We start from the raw sequence: 22703 nt of genomic DNA, 5'->3' as shown, positions 1-22703 counted from the left end.
AACATGAAGACGATATTAATTATAGGGATGGGGCGGTTTGGCCACCATTTATGCATCAATTTATCGAAAATGAATAATGAGGTTATGATTATCGATAAAGATGAAGAGAAGGTTTCTGACCTTTTACCCTATGCAACTACAGCAAAGGTGGGAGATTGTACAAATGAGGAGGTCTTAAGAAGCCTTGGAATCAGTAATTTTGACCTTTGTTTCGTCTGTATCGGATCGAATTTCCAGAGCAGTCTTGAAATTACCAGCCTGGTAAAAGAAATGGGCGGTAAATATGTTGTAAGTAAAGCAAACAGAGATATTCATGCTAAATTCCTTCTTCGGAACGGAGCGGATGAGGTAGTTTATCCGGATCGGGATATTGCAGAAAAGATAGCGGTACGCCATAGTGCCAATCATGTATTCGACTATGTAGAATTGACAGAAGGATATTCTATTTTAGAGATCCCTCCCCTGCCATCCTGGGTAGGAAAGAGTATTAAACAGGTAGATGTAAGGGCTAAATACCATGTAAGTATATTAGGGATAAAGGTAGAGAGGGATGTGAAATTACTTCCTCATGCAGATTATGTACTGACCGGAAATGAACATCTGATGATTATCGGTCAGCGAAATGACATCGACAAGATATTGGCAAATATTAAATAACATGTTAGAATAGGATGAAAGAAGGAATTAAACGATTAAAGAGGTTTGGAAATGGATAAAAAAATATATCTTCAGCATATGAAATATATTGGCAGAGTCGTGGCCATTGTAGCGGGTACGACTCTTTTTTCCGTTCTGTTAAACAGTGCCGGAATTGCAAAAGAAAATACGCTGATGATCTATATGATCGGGGTACTTTTGACAACGGCATATACCAATGGTTATCAGTATGGAGTGGCGGTATCCTTTATCAGCGTTATGTCATTTAACTTCTTTTTTACGGCACCGCTGCATACCTTCCGGATTGCAGATATTAATGATATTGTCCTGATTATCATATTTCTGATTGCATCCCTTATTTCTTATAATCTGACAGTTAAATTCCAAAAGCAGCTGTTGATCGCACAGAAAAATGAACAGGCGGCCAGACTTTTGCATGAGATGTCGAAAAGTTTTATTAATGTGACGGGAAAGGAAAATATCGTCCGCCTTGGAATCCGCTATATTTTTGAGCATACCAAATTCGAAAGTGAAGTGGAGCTGATCGGAGACAAGAGTACCGAAATGCGGGACAAAAACCACAGGCTGGGTGACTATATGATGGTGCCGATCATTGGATTAGAAAAACAGTTAGGTGTTTTGAAAGTATATAACCGGAACGAGGGTCTTTCCATAGAGCAGGAGCTTTTGATCAAGACCGCTGCGAATCAGATCGGGATTGCACTGGACCGGGAACTGGTGTACCAGCAGCAGGAGCAGATCAAGGTGGAAATGGAACGGGAACATATGAAAAGCAGGATGCTGCGCAGTATTTCCCATGATTTTCGAACACCGCTTACGGGAATTATCGGCGACTGCGGACTAATTCTGGATTCCGAAAAATTGGAAAAAGACAATATCCAGTTATTAGCAACGGATATTAATGAACAGGCACTCTGGCTGATGAAGATGATGGAAAATATTTTGAATATGACTAAGATAGAAAGCGGAAGCCTTCATATTAATAAACAGCCGGAAGTAATTGATGATATTATCTACGAGGCGGCAAGCCATATCAGAGATCTTCATCAGAAGCGGAAATTTACCGTCTCCCTTCCCGATGAAGTGATTGTGGCGAAGATGGATGGGAAGATGATGGTTCAGGTGATGATCAATCTTCTGGACAATGCCATGAAGCATACAAAAGAGGGCGGGCGAATATCGGTACTTGCCAGCTTCCGGAACAAAAAGGTCTTCATACAGGTTGAAGATGATGGCGAAGGGATCGCAGATGCAATGATGGGAAAGCTGTTTGATGAATTTGTTACTTCCGCAAGCGGGGATTCCAAGCAAAAGCAGGGCATAGGCCTTGGGCTGGCGATCTGTAAGGCAGTTGTCACAGAACACGGCGGTGAGATATGGGCAGAGAATAAACCGGGCGGAGGCGCCAGATTGACATTTTGGCTGAATGCGGAAAGAGTGAATGCAGATGGAAGATAAGAAAAATATATTGATTGTGGAAGATGATAAATACATTATTAACTTTATTTCAATGAGCCTGAAGAAAGAAGGCTACCGATTCTGTGTGGCAAAAGAAGTGCAGGATGCCGTAAGCCTGTTCTATGCAAATCGTCCGGATATGATCATCCTGGATCTGGGGCTTCCGGATGGAGACGGTATGGAGGTTATTGAGAAAGTCAGGGAAGTATCGGAAGTACCGATTATTGTGGTTTCCGCACGTCAGGAAGAACAGGAAAAGATCAGGGCATTGGATGCCGGAGCAGACGACTATGTGACAAAGCCCTTTTATATGGGAGAATTGATGGCAAGAGTCAGAGCTGCACTTCGTAAACGCACCGGAGGTGTGGAAAAGATTCCGGAAGAGATCTTCCAGTGTGATTATCTCACGGTGGATAACGAAGCACATAAGGTTCTGATCGATGAAAAAGAAATCCATCTGACTCCGATCGAGTTTAAGATACTGAATTTATTAATAGAAAACAGAGGCAAGGTCCTTACTCATAATTATATTCTTCATCAGATCTGGGGTTATACAGAGGGCATAGAACCTGGGAACCTCAGAGTATTCATGGCAACGCTCAGAAGAAAAATCGAAAAGGATCCTGCCGATCCTAGATTTATTCTGACAGAAGTGGGAGTGGGTTATCGTTTTACTTCGTAAAACGGCCCTATTCGCACTTCTTTCTTATTTTTTCTTCATCAACCTCTACCAGGATGATGTCAGTGCCGATTTGTGTAACACATTCCCAGGGGATGATAAATTCGGTATCGCGGCCCAGAAATGAGCAGATTTTTCCGGGTCCCGGTACAATTAAGAAGAGGATTCGGCCGGTACGGGGGTCAATATCCACATCGCTGACGCATCCAATACAGCCGCAGGTACATACATTAATAACTTCCTTTTGTTTTAAATCACAAATACGCATAAAAGCTCCCCGGTCAGAGGCTATTTTAAAATTATGCACCAATCAGAAGGTACTTCCTGGTACAAGCATCTTTCAAACATACTCTGGATATTTTTACATTATATTGCACCACCCCGGCGATTATTCATATTTTTACATGAAATTGATTGACAGGGATTAAGGGATTGGATATACTCAAAACAGAAAATGCAATCTACATAATATTGGCAGGGGAGATATGCTCAAGAGGGGCAGATAAGGAGGTAATAATATGAAGTGTCCATTTTGCAACCAGGATAATACAAGAGTAGTGGACTCCAGACCGGCAGATGATAATAATTCCATCAGACGGCGCAGGCTGTGTGATGAATGCGGGAAGCGTTTTACTACATATGAAAAAGTTGAGACCATTCCGTTAATTGTAATCAAAAAAGATCAGAACAGAGAACAGTATGACCGGTCTAAAATAGAAGCAGGAGTACTTCGGGCATGTTATAAAAGACCAATACCGGTTCTTAAAATAAATGAAATGATAGATGCAGCAGAAACAGATGTTTTCAATCGGGAAGACAGAGAGATCGAAAGTACCATAATCGGCGAGATTGTCATGGACAAGTTAAAAGAACTGGATCCCGTGGCGTATGTCAGATTTGCATCGGTATATCGGGAATTTAAGGATGTAAATACATTTATGGATGAATTAAAGAAAATTTTAAAATAAGAATCAAAAAGAATCCGAAAGGATGTAATCGCCGGACGGCGGTACATCTTTTCGGATTCTTTTTAGATCAGTTTATATCTTTTTCCAATTCACTCAAAAAATGTCTGAGTGAAAAATCTTCTTCTTCCTTTTCTCTCCCAGTGATTTTATAAATGCCAGTATAGACTGATATTTGTAGATTAGCTGGAAGCAGATCAGGTTCAGAACCAGTGCAGCTATAACATCTATGATTGTGTGCTGTTTCAGGAAAACGGTTGCCATTACAATGGAGACTGTCAGCAAAAATACGCAGGTCTGTAAAATTCTGTGTTTTTTCAGTGCGCTGCTGCTGCGGATTGCGATGCAGCAGGCCACGGAATTAAAGACATGGATGCTGGGGAAAATATTGGTAGGTGTATCAATTGTATAAAGATATCTGACCATGTCGACAAAAATATTATCCCGTTCAAAGCTTCTTGGGCGCAGCGTATGTCCGTTGGGCCATAACAGAGAGATTACTAAAAACAGTGTCATCCCAATTGCAAGTGTGGCAATGAGGTGATAGTAATCTTTTATGTTTTTTTGAAACAGGGCAAAATAAATTACAGTTGCGGCTATGTACAAAAACCACAGAAAATAAGGAATTACAAAGATTTCTGAAAATGGGATCAGGTCGTCTAAACGGGATTGGATAATTTCCCTGTGATCAACAACGTGATTTTCCAGAAAGGAAAACGACAGCATATAAAAAATGCCGTACACTGGAATAATCCAGAGATGTTTACTGTTCTTTTTTGTATTCACGTAAAAGGTTCCTCCCATTGAATAAAGTTTTTCATAAGCACCGTAGAATCAAAAAAATTATACCATAATGAGCAGTTTTGAACAATGTAGTTCACGTTAAGTTCACAAAGTTCAGAAAATCTTAAGAGGAAGGTGATGGAAAGTTGAGGAAAAACAACCAAATCTTAACGGGCAGTAATTCCTTAAAAATGTCAAAAACAAAAACAAATTGTCGTTTAGACAGTTGCGCGTCATATACCTAAAGTGTTATACTCTTCATAGATTAAATAAAGTGCAGGTGATTCCTTTGAAAAGAAGAATTGAACAATTACTAAATGGTATTTTTGAATATAAAGCTCCCACGATGAACATTTCTGTTGATGAAATCAGGGTATTGGTCAAAAAGGGAGAGTCATACAGGGGCAGTTTTGAGATCGGCAATCCGGAAGAAAAGAAGATGAAGGGATTCATCTATTCTTCCAGCGCAAGAGTTGCCTATGAGCCATCTGATTTTTTTGGAAACAATGAAAAAATTGTATATGAGATCGATACGACAGGAATGGAAGAAGGCGAGGTATTAGAAGGCGCCTTTACGATTTGCTCCAATCTGGGAGAGTATCGTATTCCATTTCGTTTAGAGATAGAGTATTCTAAGGAGCAGGAACTGGCAGTGGCATATAAGAGTCTGGATGAATTTACGGCTTTGGCAAAAGAAGATTTCCAGAAAGCATATGTGCTTTTTATATCATCCGAGTTTTATCATATGCTGCCCAAATGGACGCCCTCCTTTGCATCGCTCTATGAAGGCATCCGTGGACAGAATTTCAGCTATCGCAGTCTGGAAGAGTTTCTGGTTGGCTGTGGAAAGAAAAAACCGGTAAAACTGCATATGTCTGAGTTGTCCAGAAGTTTTCCTGTTATGACCCAGTCTACGAAAGAAGTGTTGACACTTACCAAGGACAGCTGGGGATTTTTGCGTTTGGATATACAGGCAGATGCAGATTTTATAACAATTGATCATGAAACGGTTACCACGGATGAGTTCGTGGGAAGTACGTATTCACTGGAATATGTGATCGATTTGGAAAAACTCCATGGCGGGAAAAATTTTGGAAGGATTACCCTCTCTTCCGGATACGAAACACTTGTTTTTGAAATCGAGGCATTTAAGGCGGTAAAAGGTTCCGGGGAAAGGAAGGGATATAAGCAGCATCGGGCGGTTGCCAGGATGATGTCCGCTTATATGGACTTTCGGCTAAAGCGGAAAAAGCTGGGGGAATGGCTGGATGTATCCGAGAGGGCGCTGGGGGATTACCGCAACGCGGGAGGAAACCATGTATTTTTCGAACTTTATCAGGTGCAGCTTCTTTTCGCAAGAGAGCGGATGGTAGATGCATGTATGGCATTGGAAGAGATCGAGAATCATAAAGACAGGATAGACAGGCCGGAACTGGAGGGCTATTACCTTTATCTCACTACATTTTATAACCGGGATACGAAATATATTGATTATATAGAAGAGAAGGTATATGAACTATATCTGCAGAATAAGGAAAACTGGATGCTTCAGTGGATTCTTCTTTATCTGCAGGAACCTTCTGTCTGTGGTCCTCTGGATCGGATGTCAGCGGTGCGGGATCAGTATATCTGCGGATGTACAAGTCCGGTTATGTATGTGGAAGGTGTACAGATTCTTCAGAAGGAACCCCTGATATTAAAGCGTCTGGATGACTTTGAAATCCAGCTTCTTCGTTTTGTGTGCAAGGAAGAAGTTATGAACCGGGAAATCGCTGAGCAGGCGGCAGAACTAACCCTGCGTCACCGGGAATTTAACGAAGGACTTTTCGCAGTGCTGACTTACTGCTATGAGAAGTATCCGGTTAAGAGCATCATAACGGCGGTTTGCAGTCTCTTAATCAAGGGGCATAAAACAGAAAAGAAGTATTTCAAATGGTACGCAAAAGGGGTGGAATATGAACTGCGCCTGACAGGACTATACGAATATTATATTGAAACGATGGAGGATGATACGGATAGAATCCTGCCTCAGATGGTGCGGATGTATTTTGCCTATAATAATACTTTGAGCTACAATAAAAAGGCTTTTGTGTATGCCAATGTAATCAGAAATCACAGTAAAGATCCGGAGACCTACAAGAGTTACCGCCCTGCTATGGAGCGGTTTATGGTTGACCAGCTGGCACTGGGCAGAATCAGCAGGGATCTTGCGTTGATTTACGATACCTTTCTGACAAAAGCGATTATGAATAAACGGATGGCGGATGGTCTTGCCAGAGCAATTTTTACTTATGAATTAAAGTGTGATATTGCCCGCATGAAGTCAGTAATTGTAATTCACAGCCAGTTAAAGAATGAGATACGATCTGTTATTCAGGATGGAAAAGCTTATGTTCAACTGTATACCGGGGATTACCGGATCTTGTTTGAAGACGAAGAGGGTAACCGGTATGCTTCAGAGATTCCATATACATTGACAAAATTGATGGATCGACCGGCTTTTCGGGAATATTGCAGAGAACTTTGTCCGGATAATGCGGGCCTTGTACTAAACAGCTGTTATCTGGATTCCAAAGAAATTCTCATAACAGCAGAAAATGCGGACAGCTATGGAAGGCTGTTGGAAATTGAAGAGATCAGGGAGACTTATAAAGAACAGCTCAGGTGTAAGATTCTGGAGTATTATTATGAGAATCCTGCCGCTGAGCAGCGCTATGAGTATCTTCACAGGATTGATTACCATGAGTTTGTGAAAACTGACAAAAAGAAATTAATTGAGCTTCTGACAGAGGAAGGCATGTGCCAGGAGGCATTCGGACTTGTGAGTATCTATGGCCCGGAAAATATAGATCTGATTCAGCTGGTCCGCCTGTGCAGCAGAACGATTCTGGAAAAGGAATATGGGACGGATGACATGCTGCTGTTCCTGTGCGCTTATTGTTTTGCCAGCCAAAAATACGATGAGACAATCTTAGCCTACCTTCTGATGTATTATGATGGTCCGATTGAGATTATGAAAAACATCTGGAAAGCAGGCAGGGAATTTGGGCTGGATGGATTTGAAATGGAAGAGAAGATCCTGATATTTGTACTGTTTATGAGAGTAGGGTCGGAAGATACGGAAGAGATTTTCGATTCATACCGCAAAAAGATGGGGAAAAAGCAAATCTGCCTGGCATACGTTATCCTGAGTGCTTATAACTATTTTGTAAAAGAAAAGCAGGTTGCCCAGCCGGTATTCGACTATATTGAGCGTCTGGCTGTGAAGCAGCAGGTTCCGGAACGCATATGTGAATTGGCGCTCTTAAGAAACTATGCGGAAAAGCCGGATCTGACGGATGGGCAGGAAACTGTAATTAACCGTATGATGGAAGATATCTCCTATGAGGGACTCCGTTTTGCATTTTTTGAGGAACTGCCGGATGCCTTCACAAGGCCATACCAGCTATCTGATAAAACCTATGTGGAATATCGCGCCAATCCAAAGTCCAGAGTTGTGCTCCATTACCGTTTGGGCGGGGAAGAAAATGGATTTAAAACAGAACCGATGAAGAATATGTACGAAGGTATCTTTGTGAAAGAATTTACGCTGTTTTATGGAGATGAACTGACCTGGCATCTGGTGGAGGAATTGGATAACCAGACGATTACAACAGAAGATCAGACCATTTATTATACCAAAAAGTCAAAACCGGAAGGAAACAGCCAGTATGATTTGATTAACCATATGATGGAAGCGATACAAACTGGTAATAAACAGGCGGTAGAAGACAATAAGCAGACTTATATAGAGCAGAATTATTTTATCGGCCGTTTATTCGGCGGTTACACAAATTAGATGGAGGCACCTATGATTAACGAAATAAATGAGGTCATTGTCGGATTTGATCTGGGCAGAAATTTTTCGCTGATTACATTTTATAACCACAAAATTTCAGATCCGATTACGATCAGCACGGAGGAGGGACAGGAGAAATACCTGATTCCCACCCCCAGGGACATCTTCCCTCTGGTGGAGGGGAAAAAGGAGCTGGGAGATGTCCTTTTAAGTAATTTTTTTAAGGAGTGCTTTGACATGCTGGGAACAGAGGAACCGGCAAAAGATATCAGCATTATGGTTACAATGGAAAAAATGGAAGAACCCTGGGTGAGTGCAATTCCATCTTCCCTTGCCATGCTGGGGATAGAGAGAAGCCATGTGTTTCTCCAGGATTACCGGGAAAGTTTTTTCTACTTTACCCTGAACCAGAAAAAAGAACTCTGGAATTATAAAGTTGCGTTGTTTGAATACGAAGATTCTAAAATTACTGCATTTGAACTGGATATAGATTATAAGACCAGGCCGGCACTGGTACGGGTTACTAAAATGGCGCAGCTTTCCCTTGACAAAAAAGTCAGAAGAGGAAAAAAAGATACGGATTGGGATTTGGAAAGAGATCGTCTTTTTCTTGGTCTGATACAGAAGATATTTGCAAATAAGATTTTCTCGTCCACCTATCTCATTGGTGATAATTTTGATAAAACCTGGGCGGTACGTTCCCTTCAATATCTCTGTAATAACAGAAGACATGCTTTTCAGGGCAGGAATCTCTATACAAAAGGAGCCTGCTATGGAGCCATGCAGAGAAAAGGGATTGGCAATATCGGAGACTTTTTGTATGTCGGTGAAGATATGGTGGAAGTCAATGTGGGAATGCAGATGCTGATCCGGGGAAAAGATAATTACTATCTCTGCCTTAATGCAGGTATGGACTGGTATGAGGCATATCATACTTACGAACTGATTCTGGATGACACGGATGAATTAATCCTTTACTTCAAACCCATCGATTCCAGTCCCGCCAGAACTCACAGCATTTTGCTGGAAGGGCTTCCGGTACGGCCGAATAAGACAACCAGACTTGAAGTTAACATATCTTTTCAGTCAGTTCATAAGTGTAAAGTCTTTATACGGGATCTTGGATTTGGAGGACTGTTCCCTTCCTCAGGGAAGACCTGGGAAGAGATTATAGATGTATAGAAAGGAGATAAAGCATTGAGCGGATACGTATTATGCCAGATAAAAAAGGCGAAAAATCCATATTATATCGAGAGTATCAGTACGAATATTTATTCTATCGAAGAACTGTGCTATTATCTTCAGCAAAATATTTATCTTATTGATAATACGATTATCAACGAAAAACTGTGTGACTGGATAAGGGATGAACTGGGGCTTGATAAGCTTTACCGGAAGCTCTACCAGCAGTTAGATAAAGACGAGAGTATCGGAAACTTTATTCTTCCTATTTTCAAGGAAATCGGATATCTTTCCCATCAGGAGTTTCAGCAGATACAGGAGGAAATTTCAAAAATTGAAATCCAGCCCGACGATTTAAGAAGAAAGATGAAAGCCGATTACCTTGTGGAATATGGGATGTATATCAATGGGATACAAGAATATTATCAGATACTGAAAGACCGCAATCCGGGAAATCTTGGAATTCAGTTCTACGCTTCCATACTCTGCAATATGGCAGGCGCATATGCAAAACTCTTTTTATTTGAAGAAGCAGCAAACTGCCTGTGGCAGTCCTACGGCATTGTGAAATCAAAAGATACATTCCAGAAGTATCTTTCCCTTCTTCCGCTTTATCTGTCACAGGAAGCATACGAAAAACGTCTTGAAGAAGTCAAGGCGGATAAGATCATGGTAGCGGAGCTTCAAAAGAGGAATGCGCAGATTTGTAAAGAAGCAGAAGACAGTGATCTGGCAAGGAGCCTGAAAGGGATGGAGCCGGAGGAAATTGTAGAGAAATTAAAAGCGCAGTATCATAAAAGTACTTGTTCTTAGTACTACAGCGAACAATTTCTTGAATTTGGGTTTAGCTGATTAAGGGACGCTTTGTAGATGGAGATGGTGCAACAGAAAGATGGGAGTGGAAAACTTGTATGGACTCCGTTAGCTGGCCGCAGAACTGGTATTTTCTAACCTTTCCGAAGCGCTTTTTGGCGGCACGCGGGCATTCACCGAGAAATCCTGATGCATTTCTCGGTTCAGTGCCCGCTTAGTATCCGATGGGAGCCAGTCGAATACTATCCGCCAAAAAACACTTCGGAAAGGTAAGTAAATACTCAGCTCTGCTCTACGCTTCCTCCGTCCATACAAGTTTCCCACTCCCATCTTTCCGAGATTCAGGTTGCCGCCACAAAGCTGGTTTTCTCAGCAGGGTGTAGACCCTTGGGTTGTGGTCGGCTGTTCTTTTTTGGATGTAGCAGAGTGTGTTTCGTTTCTATTTGGAAAGGAGAAGGATTATGGCTAAAAGAATATTCTTATTATTAGTGACATTTATTATCTTCTGTTCAGTGATATTAATTGCATCGGCTGATGAGAATAAAGCAGAATCAGAGGATAATTTTGTTGTGTATGAGGGGCAAAAGTACGATAAAAATAATCTATCTGACGAAACATTAAAATGGTTAGATTGGTATAATGGTTTACCCGATGATCTGAAAGAGACGATAAGCTATGTTCCATCAGAGTTATTTACTGATAGCTTATACCAACAAAAAGCAAGGGCTTATGAAGCATCTGATTTTAAAAAAAATTGCACTCTGGAAAATATTTCTCCATTTTTAGCTCCTACAGGAGGCGTTGAGCCACCATATGATCCTAGTTATTGGAATGAATGCTGAAAGTTCGATACCGCATAGGGGTTGAACATATTCTGTGATGTCGCTCAGCCATTTCTCATTGGGTTTTGTAACACCGAGGTCCTGTTTGAGCAGGTTTTCGCTCTTTTGTGCTTTTGGATTTGCTTTTGTAAGACCATTCGGGTGCGTTTTTTCTTATCCGTTCCGGAACGGTATATTTTCACAATTGACAGTCATATCATTTTATGTTAGTATGATTTTACTGATTTACCAGAGCAGAGTGATCACTCGGTAAATATAAAAAGCGTTTGGTATAAAATGGAGGAATTGTTATTATGAAAAAGAAAATCTTAAGCGTTATGTTAGGGGCTGCTTTAGCAGCAGCTATGATGTCAGGATGCGGCTCATCCGGTACAGGTGAGACAAAGGCGGCGGCTGAGAGTGGAACTTCCAAAACAACAGAGGCAGCATCTTCCGAAGCAGCAACGACAGAAGCGGCATCTGAGGCGGGTACTACGGAAGCAAAGACAACGGAAGCAGCATCTGCAGATGGAGCAGCAGAAGGCGGCACCTTTACCGTAGGATTCGATCAGGATTTCCCACCAATGGGATTTGTGGGAGATGACGGTGAATTTACAGGATTTGACCTGGCTACAGCAGCTGAGGTTGCAAAGCGTATGGGTAAAGAAATAAAATATCAGCCCATTGCATGGGATGCCAAGGATATGGAATTAAATTCCGGAACAATTGATTGTATCTGGAATGGATTTACCATGAATGGACGTGAAGATGATTATACATGGTCTGATCCATATATGAAAAATGATCAGGTAATTGTCGTAAAAGCAGATTCAGGGATTGAAGCGTTAACAGATCTTGCCGGCAAAGTAGTAGATGTGCAGACAGATTCCAGTGCCCAGGCGGCATTAAATGACAAACCGGATCTCTCAGGCAGCTTTGGACAGTTAATTACAGTAGCGGATTATAATACCGCATTTATGGATCTGGAATCCGGAGCAGTGGATGCAATTGCAATGGACAATGTAGTAGCAAGCTATCAGATCCAAAAAAGAGATGCAGATTTCAAAGTGCTGGATGAAGCAATTGCAGCAGAAGAATATGGAATCGGATTCAAAAAAGGAAACGACGCATTAAAAGATGCTGTTCAGAAAGCTTTAGAAGAAATGGCAGCAGATGGAACGCTTGCTAAGATTTCCAATGAATGGTTTGGCAAGGATATTACAATTATAGGAAAATAAATAAAGACGCAAAACAATCAGAGGGGAAGATTCCCCTCTCTTTTGCGATTGATACAAAATGGAGGAAGCAAACATGGATTATGCAATGATGTTAACAAAATTATCGGAGGGAATGCTGACGTCTGTTGCAATATTTGGACTGACCCTATTGTTTTCCATACCGCTCGGACTGGTAATTACATTTGGCCGGATGTCGAAGAACGGTGTCATTCGAAATATTGCAAAAATTTACATATCAATCATGCGCGGAACACCGCTGATGCTGCAGCTTATGGTGGTTTATTTTGGACCATATTACCTGTTCGGCATAAAGATACAGGCATCATACCGTTTTATAGCAGTTATTATTGGATTTGCACTGAATTATGCTGCATATTTTGCTGAGATATACAGAAGCGGCATCGAGTCAATGCCCGTTGGACAGTACGAGGCGGCAAAGCTTCTGGGTTATAATAAAGTGCAGACCTTTTTTACCATTATACTGCCGCAGGTTATTAAGAGAATTCTTCCGTCTATTACAAATGAAGTGATTACATTGGTTAAAGATACTTCCCTGGCAATGGTAATTGCTGTATCAGAGATGTTTACGGTTGCCAAGGCACTCTCATCATCCAGTACAAACGTGATGCCCCTGGTGGCGGCTGGTATCTTCTATTACATTTTTAACTTCATTGTAGCATTTCTGATGGAGAAGGCAGAGAAGAAAATGAATTATTACCGATAAATATACCATAAGAAAATTAAGAATAGAAAGGAATGCCCGCAAGGATTCGATCCTTACGCAAACGGGCAGTGCTGCAGGTATTTCTGCGGCAAAGGTATGTCAGATGAATTATTTGGAAATTCATAACATAGAGAAGAAATTTGAAAATCTGGAAGTTCTGAAAGATATTTCACTTACCGTAAAACAGGGAGAAGTGGTGGCAATTATAGGTCCTTCCGGCTCCGGTAAATCCACGCTTTTGCGATGTGCAACCCTGTTGGAAACCATGGACTCCGGTGAGCTTTCTTATCTGGGGGAAAAAGCGGTTACTACGGGACCGGACGGAAAAGCAGTTTACGCAAAGGCAGACCAGCTGAAGAAGATTCAGCAGAACTTTGGACTGGTATTCCAGAATTTCAACTTATTTCCGCATTTTAATGTTCTGAAAAATGTGATGGATGCACCTGTCAGAGTACAGAAACGGGATAAAGAACAGGTGAAAAAAGAAGCAAAAGAACTGCTTGCCAAGATGGGATTATCCGAAAAAGAAGAGGCATATCCTTTTCAGTTATCTGGGGGACAGCAGCAGCGTGTGTCTATTGCAAGGGCACTGGCGCTGAATCCAAAGGTTTTATTTTTCGACGAACCAACATCCGCACTGGATCCGGAGCTGACAGGAGAAATCCTCAAAGTCATTAAAGATCTTGCGGCAGAACATATGACCATGGTCATTGTTACCCATGAAATGAATTTTGCGAAGAATGTGGCAGACCATATTATCTTCATGGAAGGCGGCGTGATAGTGGAACAGGGAAAACCTGAGGAATTATTTCGCTCAGACAATGCAAGAACTCAGGAGTTTTTGGGCAAATTCCACTAAAATGTAAATGCGTGTCGTATTTTAGAGAATTATTCTTGCTTTATAAATTACAATGTTATATAATTTTGTAGGTGATCGGTCGATTCTGGTCATGATACTGATAACTATATGAAGAAGGATAGGTGGATTCAAAATGGAAAAAAGAGAATTACTCTATGAAGGAAAAGCAAAAAAAGTTTACACAACGGAAGATCCGGATGTATTAATTGTAGACTACAAAGATGATGCGACAGCATTTAATGGCTTAAAAAAGGGTACTATCGTTGGTAAAGGTGTTGTTAATAACCGTATGACCAATCATGTTTTTAAAATTCTCGAAGCAGAAGGCGTTCCAACACATTTCGTTGAAGAGTTAAGCGACAGAGAAACAGCAGTTAAAAAAGTAGAGATTGTTCCATTAGAAGTTATCATTAGAAATGTTGCAGCAGGAAGCTTTTCAAAGAGACTTGGCGTACCGGAAGGAACGAAATTCTCAGCTCCTACTTTAGAGTTCAGTTATAAGAATGACGATTTAGGCGATCCGCTTATCAATGATTATTTTGCAATCGCATTAAACCTGGCAACAAGAGAAGAAATCGAAATAATTTCCAAATATGCTTTGAAAGTAAATGAAGTGTTAAAAGCATATTTCTTAAAAGCAAATATCGAATTAATCGACTTTAAGATTGAATTCGGAAGATATCATGGACAGATTATCCTGGCTGATGAAACTTCACCGGATACCTGCAGACTCTGGGATGCAGCAACCCATGAAAAATTAGATAAAGACCGTTTCAGAAGAGACATGGGAAATGTAGAAGAAGCTTACAACGAAGTTTTCTCTCGTCTTGGATTATAAGAAAAACAAAAGACACAGTGGATATTACATCCACTGTGATTTTCGTAAGAGCACTGTATTTTAAGACCCCTGGCCATGTAACCTGAATGCGGGGCAGATATGCCGCAAAGCGGGGCGTGCAGACGGCGGGAATGACTTTTCAAACGGGATATGGTAACAAGGTAACGGGTGCATGTAGAAAGGCTAGACGGATGAACAATCATTTACATGAACAAGTGGAAGAGTTTGACGGATTAAAAGAAGAATGTGGTGTATTCGGTATCTATGATTTTGATGGAAACGATGTTGCGTCCACCATTTATTATGGATTATTTGCATTGCAGCACAGAGGACAGGAAAGCTGTGGAATTGCGGTAAGTGATACCCAGGGTCCAAAAGGCAGGGTACAGTCCTACAAAGGAATGGGACTGGTAAATGAAGTATTTACAGAAGACAGTTTTGACAATCTGAAAGGTGACATTGGGGTTGGACATGTCCGCTATTCAACAGCGGGCAGCAGCACGCGTGAGAATGCCCAGCCGCTGGTATTAAATTATATAAAAGGAACGCTGGCTCTGGCGCATAATGGCAATCTGATCAATGCGACGGAACTTCGCGACCAGCTGGCTTATGACGGAGCTATTTTTCAGACCACAATCGATTCTGAAGTAATCGCGTATCATATTGCCAGAGAACGGGTAAAATCAAAAACGGCAGAAGAAGCTGTGAAACGTGCTATGATGAAAATTAAGGGAGCCTATTCCCTAATAGTCATGTCTCCAAGAAAATTAATGGGAGCAAGGGATCCCTATGGATTTCGACCCCTGTGCATTGGTAAAAGAGATCATGCGTACATTCTGGCAAGCGAGACCTGTGCTCTGGATACGGTAGGTGCAGAATTTGTAAGAGACGTGCTGCCCGGTGAAATTGTAACCATTACGAAAGATGGCATACAATCGGATACCAGTATGTGCCTTCCAAAAGAACAGGAAGCCAGATGCATTTTTGAATATATTTATTTTGCCAGACCGGACAGCAGGATTGACGGAGTCAGCGTTTATCATTCCAGAATACTTGCCGGAAAATTTCTTGCAATCGATTCACCGGTGGAAGCCGACCTGGTAGTAGGCGTGCCGGAATCAGGCAATGCTGCGGCTCTTGGGTATTCTCTTCAGTCCGGTATTCCATACGGTACGGCATTTGTCAAAAACGGATATGTGGGACGTACCTTTATTAAGCCAAAGCAGAGCAGCCGTGAGTCCAGCGTCCGTGTAAAATTAAACGTATTAAAAGAAGCAGTTAAAGGAAAAAGAGTTGTCATGATCGATGATTCCATCGTTCGCGGTACTACAAGCGACCGGATTGTAAGCATGCTCAAAGAAGCAGGAGCGGCCGAAGTACATGTAAGAGTCAGTTCGCCGCCGTTTTTATGGCCATGCTATTTTGGTACCGATGTACCGGCAAGAGAACAGCTGATTGCTTATAACCGCTCTATCGAGGAGATCAGACAGGTGATCGGAGCAGATTCCCTGGCCTATCTGGCGATCAGACGCCTGGGTGAAATGATTGGCAACCGCCCCATCTGCAAAGGATGTTTCACAGGCGAATATCCAATGGAACCGCCGACAGAAGACATCCGCGGTGAATACACGAAATAGGGAATACCCCTTAAATTCTACAGATAATAGAGGAGATATAAAATGAGTACAGATAGATATCAAAGTCCGTTATCGGAACGTTATGCAAGCAGGGAAATGCAGTATATTTTTTCTCCGGATATGAAATTCCGCACCTGGAGAAAATTATGGATTGCATTGGCAGAGACAGAAAAAGAACTGGGTTTGAATATTACACAAGAGCAGATAGAAGAATTAAAAGCTCATGCAGATGATATCAATTATGATGTTGCAAAAGAAAGAGAAAAAGTAGTACGTCATGATGTAATGTCCCATGTGTATGCATACGGTGTACAATGCCCGAAAGCAAAGGGGATTATCCATTTGGGAGCAACATCCTGTTACGTTGGGGATAATACAGATATCATTGTAATGACTGAAGCTCTAAAGCTAGTAAAGAGAAAATTAGTGAATGTAATTGCAGAACTTGCAAGCTTTGCAAATGAATATAAATCTCTTCCTACACTGGCATTTACGCATTTCCAGCCGGCACAGCCAACAACTGTGGGGAAGCGCGCTACACTTTGGATGCAGGAATTTATGCTGGATTTAGAAGATCTGGATTATGTTATTTCTACCATGAAACTTCTTGGCTCCAAGGGTACTACCGGAACACAGGCAAGCTTCCTGGAACTCTTTGACGGTAATCAGGAAACAATAGACAAGATTGATCCTATGATTGCATCAAAAATGGGATTCAGTGAATGCTATGCAGTATCCGGACAGACATATTCCCGTAAAGTAGATACCAGGGTGGTAAATGTATTAGCAGGAATCGCTGCAAGTGCACATAAATTTTCCAATGATATCCGTCTGCTTCAGCATCTGAAAGAAGTAGAAGAGCCATTTGAAAAGACCCAGATCGGTTCATCCGCAATGGCATATAAGAGAAATCCAATGAGAAGTGAACGAATTGCATCTTTATCCAGATTTGTAATGGCAGACGCTTTAAATCCTGCTATTACCTCTGCGACTCAGTGGTTCGAAAGAACGCTGGATGACTCTGCTAATAAACGTCTTTCTGTTCCGGAGGGATTCCTCGCGGTTGACGGTATCCTGGATCTGTGCCTGAACGTGGTAGACGGACTGGTGGTATATCCAAAAGTAATCGAAAAACGCCTGATGTCAGAGCTGCCGTTTATGGCAACGGAAAACATCATGATGGATGCAGTAAAAGCAGGCGGTGACAGACAGGAATTACATGAGAGAATCCGTGAACTTTCCATGGAAGCAGGTAAGAATGTGAAAGTGGAAGGAAAGGATAATAATCTGTTGGAACTGATTGCAGCAGATCCTGCATTCAACATGTCTCTGGAAGAATTGAAGAAGACCATGGATCCTTCTAAATATGTTGGACGTGCTCCATTACAGGTAGATAATTTCCTTACGAAGAATGTAAAGCCGGTTTTAGAAGAAAATAAAGAAATTCTGGGTATGAAAGCAGAAATTAACGTATAATATAAGCAGGTGAAATGCCGCAGGGGCCGTCGTACATATGTCTTGTGCGGCGGCTCTTTCAGCATTGATTTTATTTGGGAGGATCCCATGAAAATCTGTAACATACATGGGCAAAAGACAGGAGAGAAGAGATGATGGTAAAAGAAAATAAAAAAGAAAATCAATCAGAAAATAAAAGAGGAAACCCGGGGGCACTTCTGCCTATTGGTGTGTTTTTAGTTATATTTATCGGAATGGGCTGTGTGACCGGAGATTTTTACAGTATGCCGGCAATCGTTGGATTTTTGATTGCTCTGTTAGTAGCCTTTGCTCAGAACCGTAAACTGCCGTATGCGCAAAAAATCAGTGTTATTACAAAAGGAATCGGAGAAGAAAACATTGTTACCATGTGCCTGATTTTTCTGGTGGCAGGCGGTTTCTCCGGAGCGGTTAAAGCGGCAGGCGGTGTAGAGAGCACTGTGAATCTGGGCTTATCCATTCTGCCTTCCAATATCGCTGTTGTAGGGTTATTTTTAATTGGCTGCTTTATATCTATTTCCATGGGAACATCCATGGGAACCATAGCAGCTATGGCGCCAATCGGTGTGGGTATCAGTGATAAAACCGGGATTGCCCTTCCGATCTGTATCGGTGCAGTTGTGTGCGGTGCTATGTTTGGGGACAACCTATCCATGATTTCCGATACCACGATCGCCGCAGTACGTACCCAGGGATGTGAAATGAAGGATAAATTCAAGGAGAATTTTTTTATTGTACTTCCCGCTGCAATTATTACTATGGTGCTGTTCCTGGTTATCTCCGGGACAGGTGGAAAACAGGACTTTGGCAATCTGGAATATGATATTCTAAAGGTTGCTCCCTATCTCATAGTTTTGATCGGCGCATTAATTGGATTAAATGTATTCGTGGTGCTAATCAGCGGCATTGTATTATCTCTTGCAGTAGGTGTTGGTACCGGAACAATTCCCATAGGTGATATCTTTAAAGTGGTAGGTGAAGGTGTTACCGGAATGTATGACATAACAGTAATTTCATTAATTGTTGCGTGTATAGTGGCTTTGGTAAAGGCCTATGGCGGCATCGATTACATCCTGTACGTGATCAAGAGAAGTATTCGTGGTGAGAAGGGCGGAGAATTTGGAATTGCATTCCTGGCAGCAGCAGTAGATGCCTGTACCGCAAATAATACGGTAGCAATTGTAATGGCAGGTCCCATTGCAAAGGAAATCAGCGAGGAATACAATATTTCACCCAGAAGAAGTGCTTCTCTTCTGGATATCTTTGCTTCGGTAGGGCAGGGACTGATCCCTTATGGAGCGCAGCTGCTGTCAGCGGCAAGTCTGTCGGCACTCACACCGTTTCAGATTATGCCATACCTTTTCTATCCCATACTGATGGGGATCAGTGCAATTATTTTTATCATTTTCAGAAAAGGCACAAACAGATAAGGCGCAAACAGATAAGGCACAAACAGAGAAAGCACAAACAGAGAAAGCACGTTAACCCATTGCAAATGAATACGTAAGAAAAGCAGGGACATCCATGAATATAAATTTGGAGTATTATAAGATATTTTATTATGTTGGAAAACTTGGAGGAATCACCCTGGCTGCGGAAGAGCTTTCTATAACCCAGCCGGCCGTCAGCCAGGCGATTAAACAGCTGGAAAAGCTGCTTGGCATCACCTTGTTTGTCAGAACCGGAAAAGGTGTGCGGTTAACATCAGCGGGGGAGATGCTCTATTCTTATGTTGCCAGAGGATATGAATATATGATGTTGGGAGAGCGCAAACTCCGGGACATGCAGAATATGGAAACCGGTGAAATAAGGATTGGAGCCAGTGATATGACGCTCCAGTTCTATCTTCTGCCTTACCTTCAGCAGTTTCATGAAGCATATCCCAAGGTAAAGCTAACGGTAACAAACGGACCGACTCCGGAAACCCTGCGCTATATGCAGGAGGGGAAAATAGATTTCGGAGTTGTAACGGATCCGCTTCCGGCAAAGACAGAGCTGGAAATCCGGCCGGTACGTGAAATTGCAGATGTATTTGTGGCAGGCAGCAAATTTATGGATTTAAAAGAGCGTGAAATTTCTTTAAAGGAACTGGAAAGTCTCCCTATTATCTGTTTGGAGAAAAAGACCAGTACAAGAGCATATATGGATAAATTTCTGCAGGAAAACGGAGTTGTCCTGAATCCGGAAATTGAATTGGCTACCAGCGATATGATCGTTCAGTTTGCAGCCAGAAATCTGGGAGTGGCTACAGTTATGCAGGACTTTGCCAGTGCGTATATCGAAAACGGAACATTGTTTCAGTTAAAATTAAAAAAAGATATTCCAAAGAGAAATATATGCCTGGCAATAGACCGGAGAAATCCATTGTCGGTGGCGGCTCAGTGCCTGATTGATATAATGTGGAGTTATACAAAGCATAATCAATATTAATTTTACTTATGCAAAGAAAAGTAGTATACTATATCCGTAACATTGATTTAATACGATAACTATTTAAAAAACAGATACAGGAGGATCTCATTATGGTACAAGCAGTTGTAGGAGCAAACTGGGGAGATGAAGGCAAGGGCAAGATCACAGATATGCTTGCCGAGAAAGCAGACATAATCGTAAGATTTCAGGGAGGCGCAAACGCAGGTCATACTATCGTTAATAACTATGGTAAATTTGCTTTGCATACGCTGCCGTCAGGAGTATTTTATGATCATACAACCAGTGTAATAGGCAATGGCGTAGCATTGAACATTCCTGTATTATTTAATGAAATAAAAGGGATTGTAGACAGAGGGGTTCCGGCTCCCAAAATTCTGGTTTCCGACCGTGCACAGATGGTAATGTCTTATCACATTCTATTTGACCAGTGTGAAGAAGAACGTCTGGGAGGAAAGTCCTTTGGTTCTACAAAATCAGGAATTGCACCGTTTTATTCGGATAAATATGCCAAGATCGGCTTCCAGGTAAGTGAGTTATTTGATGAAGAAGCTTTAAGAGAAAAAGTGGAGCGCATATGTGTTCAGAAAAACGTAATCTTAGAGCATTTATATCAGAAACCTGCATTAAACCCGGATGAAATCCTGGCAGAATTAAAAGGCTATAAAGAAATGGTAGAGCCTTATGTATGTGATGTATCTGCTTTCTTATGGGATGCAATTCAGGAAGGAAAGACTATCCTGTTAGAAGGCCAGCTAGGCTCTTTAAAGGACCCGGATCATGGAATCTATCCAATGGTTACATCTTCGTCTACATTAGCAGCATATGGTGCTATAGGGGCAGGTATTCCGCCATATGAAATCAAAAAGATTGTTACGGTTGTAAAAGCATATTCCAGCGCAGTTGGAGCAGGTGCGTTCGTAAGTGAAATATTTGGTGAAGAAGCAGATGAATTAAGAAGACGCGGCGGAGACGGCGGTGAATACGGAGCAACGACAGGACGTCCAAGACGTATGGGATGGTTCGACTGTGTAGCATCCAAATACGGCTGCAGAATTCAGGGAACGACAGATGTTGCCTTTACTGTTCTGGATGTTTTGGGTTACTTAGAAGAGATCCCGGTATGTACCGGATATGAAATTAATGGTAAAGTAACTACAGATTTCCCTACAACTTCACAATTGGAGAAGGCAAAACCGGTAATCGAAGTTCTGCCAGGCTGGAATTCAGATATCCGCGGAATTAAAAATTATGAAGATTTACCGGAAAACTGCAGAAAATATGTAGAATTTGTTGAAAAACATTTAGGATTCCCAATTACCATGATTTCCAACGGACCTGGAAGAGACGATATTATTTATAGGAAATAATGGATTACCGGGAAAACAGCTAGATATAAACAGCAATATAAAACAGCCGGAATAAACGGGAGTATTTACTTTACTTCTGATTATTCCGGCTTTTATAATTATTAAATTTGCATCAATGATTGTAATTGTTCTACTGCCTGTGAGTAGCTGCTAAATGGAAAGGCAATGATTCCAAGATTTGCGGCAGCTCTGACATTATCCGCATTATCATCAAAGAAAACAGTTTCTTCCGGAATCAGATGGTACCGGTCCAGAATCGTTTGATAAATTCTGGGATCGGGTTTTATTAAATGATCCTGATAAGAGATCAGAGCACCATCCATTAATTCTAAAAAGTTCACTTCTTTCCCTGTCTGTGCAAACATCCGCTCTCCGTAATTGGAAAGTGCATAGATCTGAAGCCCTTTACTCTTTAAATCCTGAATCCAGGGTATTGCATAATCATACTGTTTTATGCATCCGCCTACAGTGGCGTAGACTTCTCTGATTTCTTTTTCATAATCTGGGGCATTGCTGATAAAAGCAGATAAAAGTTCCCGGTCAGAGAGAACCCCGCGATCGCATTCGATCCAGGTGGGGCTCAAAAAGACTGCATTTGCAACAGCCTGGTATGTTTTTTCATCGTAAGAAAAAGTTTGCAGATATTTGGGCCAGTTATAATCAGCTAAAACCATTCCAATATCAAAAATAATTGATTTGATCATGATGACAGATCCTCCTTGGTACGTCCGTTATAAGTAATAAAAAAGGTGCAGTCAGTATGCACATATTTATTTCATATATCATAATATGACAAGCATTTACTTGTCAATTCTTAATATAATTAAGAAACTTTTTAGAAGTCCGACATCATGTATTCACAATTAAATGCTATAATAAAACTATAAAATGCGAAT

General features: G+C 41.4%; 20 protein-coding genes. 17 read left to right on the top strand and 3 right to left on the bottom strand.

Annotation, left to right across the window (positions count from 1 at the left end; genetic code table 11):
* Positions 1-3 precede the first annotated feature (3 nt).
* Genes RHS_RS13485 through RHS_RS13475 form a run of 3 tightly spaced genes read left to right on the top strand, consistent with a single transcriptional unit; the run spans position 4 to position 2818 of the window.
* Complete coding sequence (locus tag RHS_RS13485) at positions 4-657, top strand: TrkA family potassium uptake protein (protein ID WP_027293552.1); 654 nt, start codon at positions 4-6, stop codon at positions 655-657.
* 51 nt (positions 658-708) lie between these two features.
* Positions 709-2136: an ATP-binding protein gene (locus RHS_RS13480; protein WP_044289292.1), complete on the top strand. Its 1428-nt coding sequence runs from the start codon at positions 709-711 to the stop codon at positions 2134-2136.
* On the top strand, positions 2126-2818 hold the full coding sequence (locus RHS_RS13475) for a response regulator (RefSeq protein ID WP_027293554.1): 693 nt from the start codon (positions 2126-2128) through the stop codon (positions 2816-2818). Before RHS_RS13480 ends, RHS_RS13475 begins: the two co-directional genes overlap by 11 nt.
* Before the next feature lie 7 nt (positions 2819-2825).
* On the opposite strand, the gene RHS_RS13470 is transcribed toward RHS_RS13475, so the two are convergent.
* On the bottom strand, positions 2826-3083 hold the full coding sequence (locus tag RHS_RS13470; protein ID WP_027293555.1) for a YlmC/YmxH family sporulation protein: 258 nt from the start codon (positions 3081-3083) through the stop codon (positions 2826-2828).
* A gap of 250 nt (positions 3084-3333) precedes the next feature.
* On the opposite strand from RHS_RS13470, the gene nrdR reads away from it, so the two are divergent.
* Positions 3334-3783, top strand: a complete 450-nt coding sequence (nrdR, locus tag RHS_RS13465) for a transcriptional regulator NrdR (RefSeq protein WP_047833488.1) — start codon at positions 3334-3336, stop codon at positions 3781-3783.
* Between the two features lie 93 nt (positions 3784-3876).
* Here nrdR and RHS_RS13460 read toward each other — a convergent pair whose 3' ends face one another.
* Positions 3877-4566 (bottom strand): phosphatase PAP2 family protein, encoded by a 690-nt coding sequence (locus RHS_RS13460; protein ID WP_242849079.1) that lies wholly within the window; start codon positions 4564-4566, stop codon positions 3877-3879.
* A gap of 286 nt (positions 4567-4852) precedes the next feature.
* Here RHS_RS13460 and RHS_RS13455 point away from each other — a divergent pair, with 286 nt between their 5' ends.
* From RHS_RS13455 to RHS_RS13395, 13 genes are all read left to right on the top strand, one after another.
* The gene (locus tag RHS_RS13455; protein WP_044293088.1) at positions 4853-8401 is read left to right on the top strand and encodes a DUF5717 family protein; all 3549 of its coding nucleotides are present in this window, start codon (positions 4853-4855) and stop codon (positions 8399-8401) included.
* 12 nt (positions 8402-8413) lie between these two features.
* On the top strand, positions 8414-9583 hold the full coding sequence (locus RHS_RS13450; protein WP_027293558.1) for a DUF5716 family protein: 1170 nt from the start codon (positions 8414-8416) through the stop codon (positions 9581-9583).
* Between the two features lie 15 nt (positions 9584-9598).
* Positions 9599-10396, top strand: coding sequence for a hypothetical protein (locus tag RHS_RS13445; protein WP_027293559.1), 798 nt, complete (start codon positions 9599-9601; stop codon positions 10394-10396).
* 461 nt (positions 10397-10857) lie between these two features.
* Positions 10858-11238, top strand: a complete 381-nt coding sequence (locus RHS_RS13440) for a hypothetical protein (RefSeq protein ID WP_047833487.1) — start codon at positions 10858-10860, stop codon at positions 11236-11238.
* Positions 11239-11531: 293 nt separating this feature from the next.
* Positions 11532-12455: an amino acid ABC transporter substrate-binding protein gene (locus tag RHS_RS13435; RefSeq protein WP_027293561.1), complete on the top strand. Its 924-nt coding sequence runs from the start codon at positions 11532-11534 to the stop codon at positions 12453-12455.
* Between the two features lie 73 nt (positions 12456-12528).
* Complete coding sequence (locus tag RHS_RS13430) at positions 12529-13179, top strand: amino acid ABC transporter permease (protein ID WP_027293562.1); 651 nt, start codon at positions 12529-12531, stop codon at positions 13177-13179.
* Positions 13180-13282: 103 nt separating this feature from the next.
* Positions 13283-14038: an amino acid ABC transporter ATP-binding protein gene (locus tag RHS_RS13425; RefSeq protein ID WP_027293563.1), complete on the top strand. Its 756-nt coding sequence runs from the start codon at positions 13283-13285 to the stop codon at positions 14036-14038.
* A gap of 133 nt (positions 14039-14171) precedes the next feature.
* Entirely contained in the window at positions 14172-14876 is a 705-nt protein-coding gene (purC, locus tag RHS_RS13420; protein ID WP_027293564.1) for a phosphoribosylaminoimidazolesuccinocarboxamide synthase, read from the top strand.
* Between the two features lie 191 nt (positions 14877-15067).
* Complete coding sequence (purF, locus tag RHS_RS13415) at positions 15068-16513, top strand: amidophosphoribosyltransferase (RefSeq protein ID WP_027293565.1); 1446 nt, start codon at positions 15068-15070, stop codon at positions 16511-16513.
* Positions 16514-16555: 42 nt separating this feature from the next.
* Positions 16556-17989 (top strand): adenylosuccinate lyase, encoded by a 1434-nt coding sequence (purB, locus tag RHS_RS13410; protein WP_044293084.1) that lies wholly within the window; start codon positions 16556-16558, stop codon positions 17987-17989.
* Between the two features lie 131 nt (positions 17990-18120).
* Positions 18121-19437 carry a Na+/H+ antiporter NhaC family protein gene (locus RHS_RS13405; RefSeq protein WP_081820213.1) on the top strand — a complete coding sequence of 439 codons (1317 nt, stop codon included), beginning with the start codon at positions 18121-18123 and terminating at the stop codon, positions 19435-19437.
* 94 nt (positions 19438-19531) lie between these two features.
* Complete coding sequence (locus RHS_RS13400) at positions 19532-20437, top strand: LysR family transcriptional regulator (protein WP_047833486.1); 906 nt, start codon at positions 19532-19534, stop codon at positions 20435-20437.
* A 92-nt stretch (positions 20438-20529) separates the two neighbouring features.
* Positions 20530-21807 carry an adenylosuccinate synthase gene (locus RHS_RS13395; protein ID WP_027293569.1) on the top strand — a complete coding sequence of 426 codons (1278 nt, stop codon included), beginning with the start codon at positions 20530-20532 and terminating at the stop codon, positions 21805-21807.
* A gap of 101 nt (positions 21808-21908) precedes the next feature.
* Here the strand turns inward: RHS_RS13395 and RHS_RS13390 are convergent, their stop codons facing one another.
* Positions 21909-22511, bottom strand: a complete 603-nt coding sequence (locus RHS_RS13390) for an HAD family phosphatase (RefSeq protein WP_047833485.1) — start codon at positions 22509-22511, stop codon at positions 21909-21911.
* Positions 22512-22703: the final 192 nt, after the last annotated feature.

It is taken from the genome of Robinsoniella sp. RHS (genome assembly GCF_001029355.1).
Lineage (GTDB): Bacteria > Bacillota > Clostridia > Lachnospirales > Lachnospiraceae > Robinsoniella > Robinsoniella peoriensis.
Note: the sequence above shows the minus strand (reverse complement) of the source record. Positions and strands in the feature narration are given on the sequence as shown.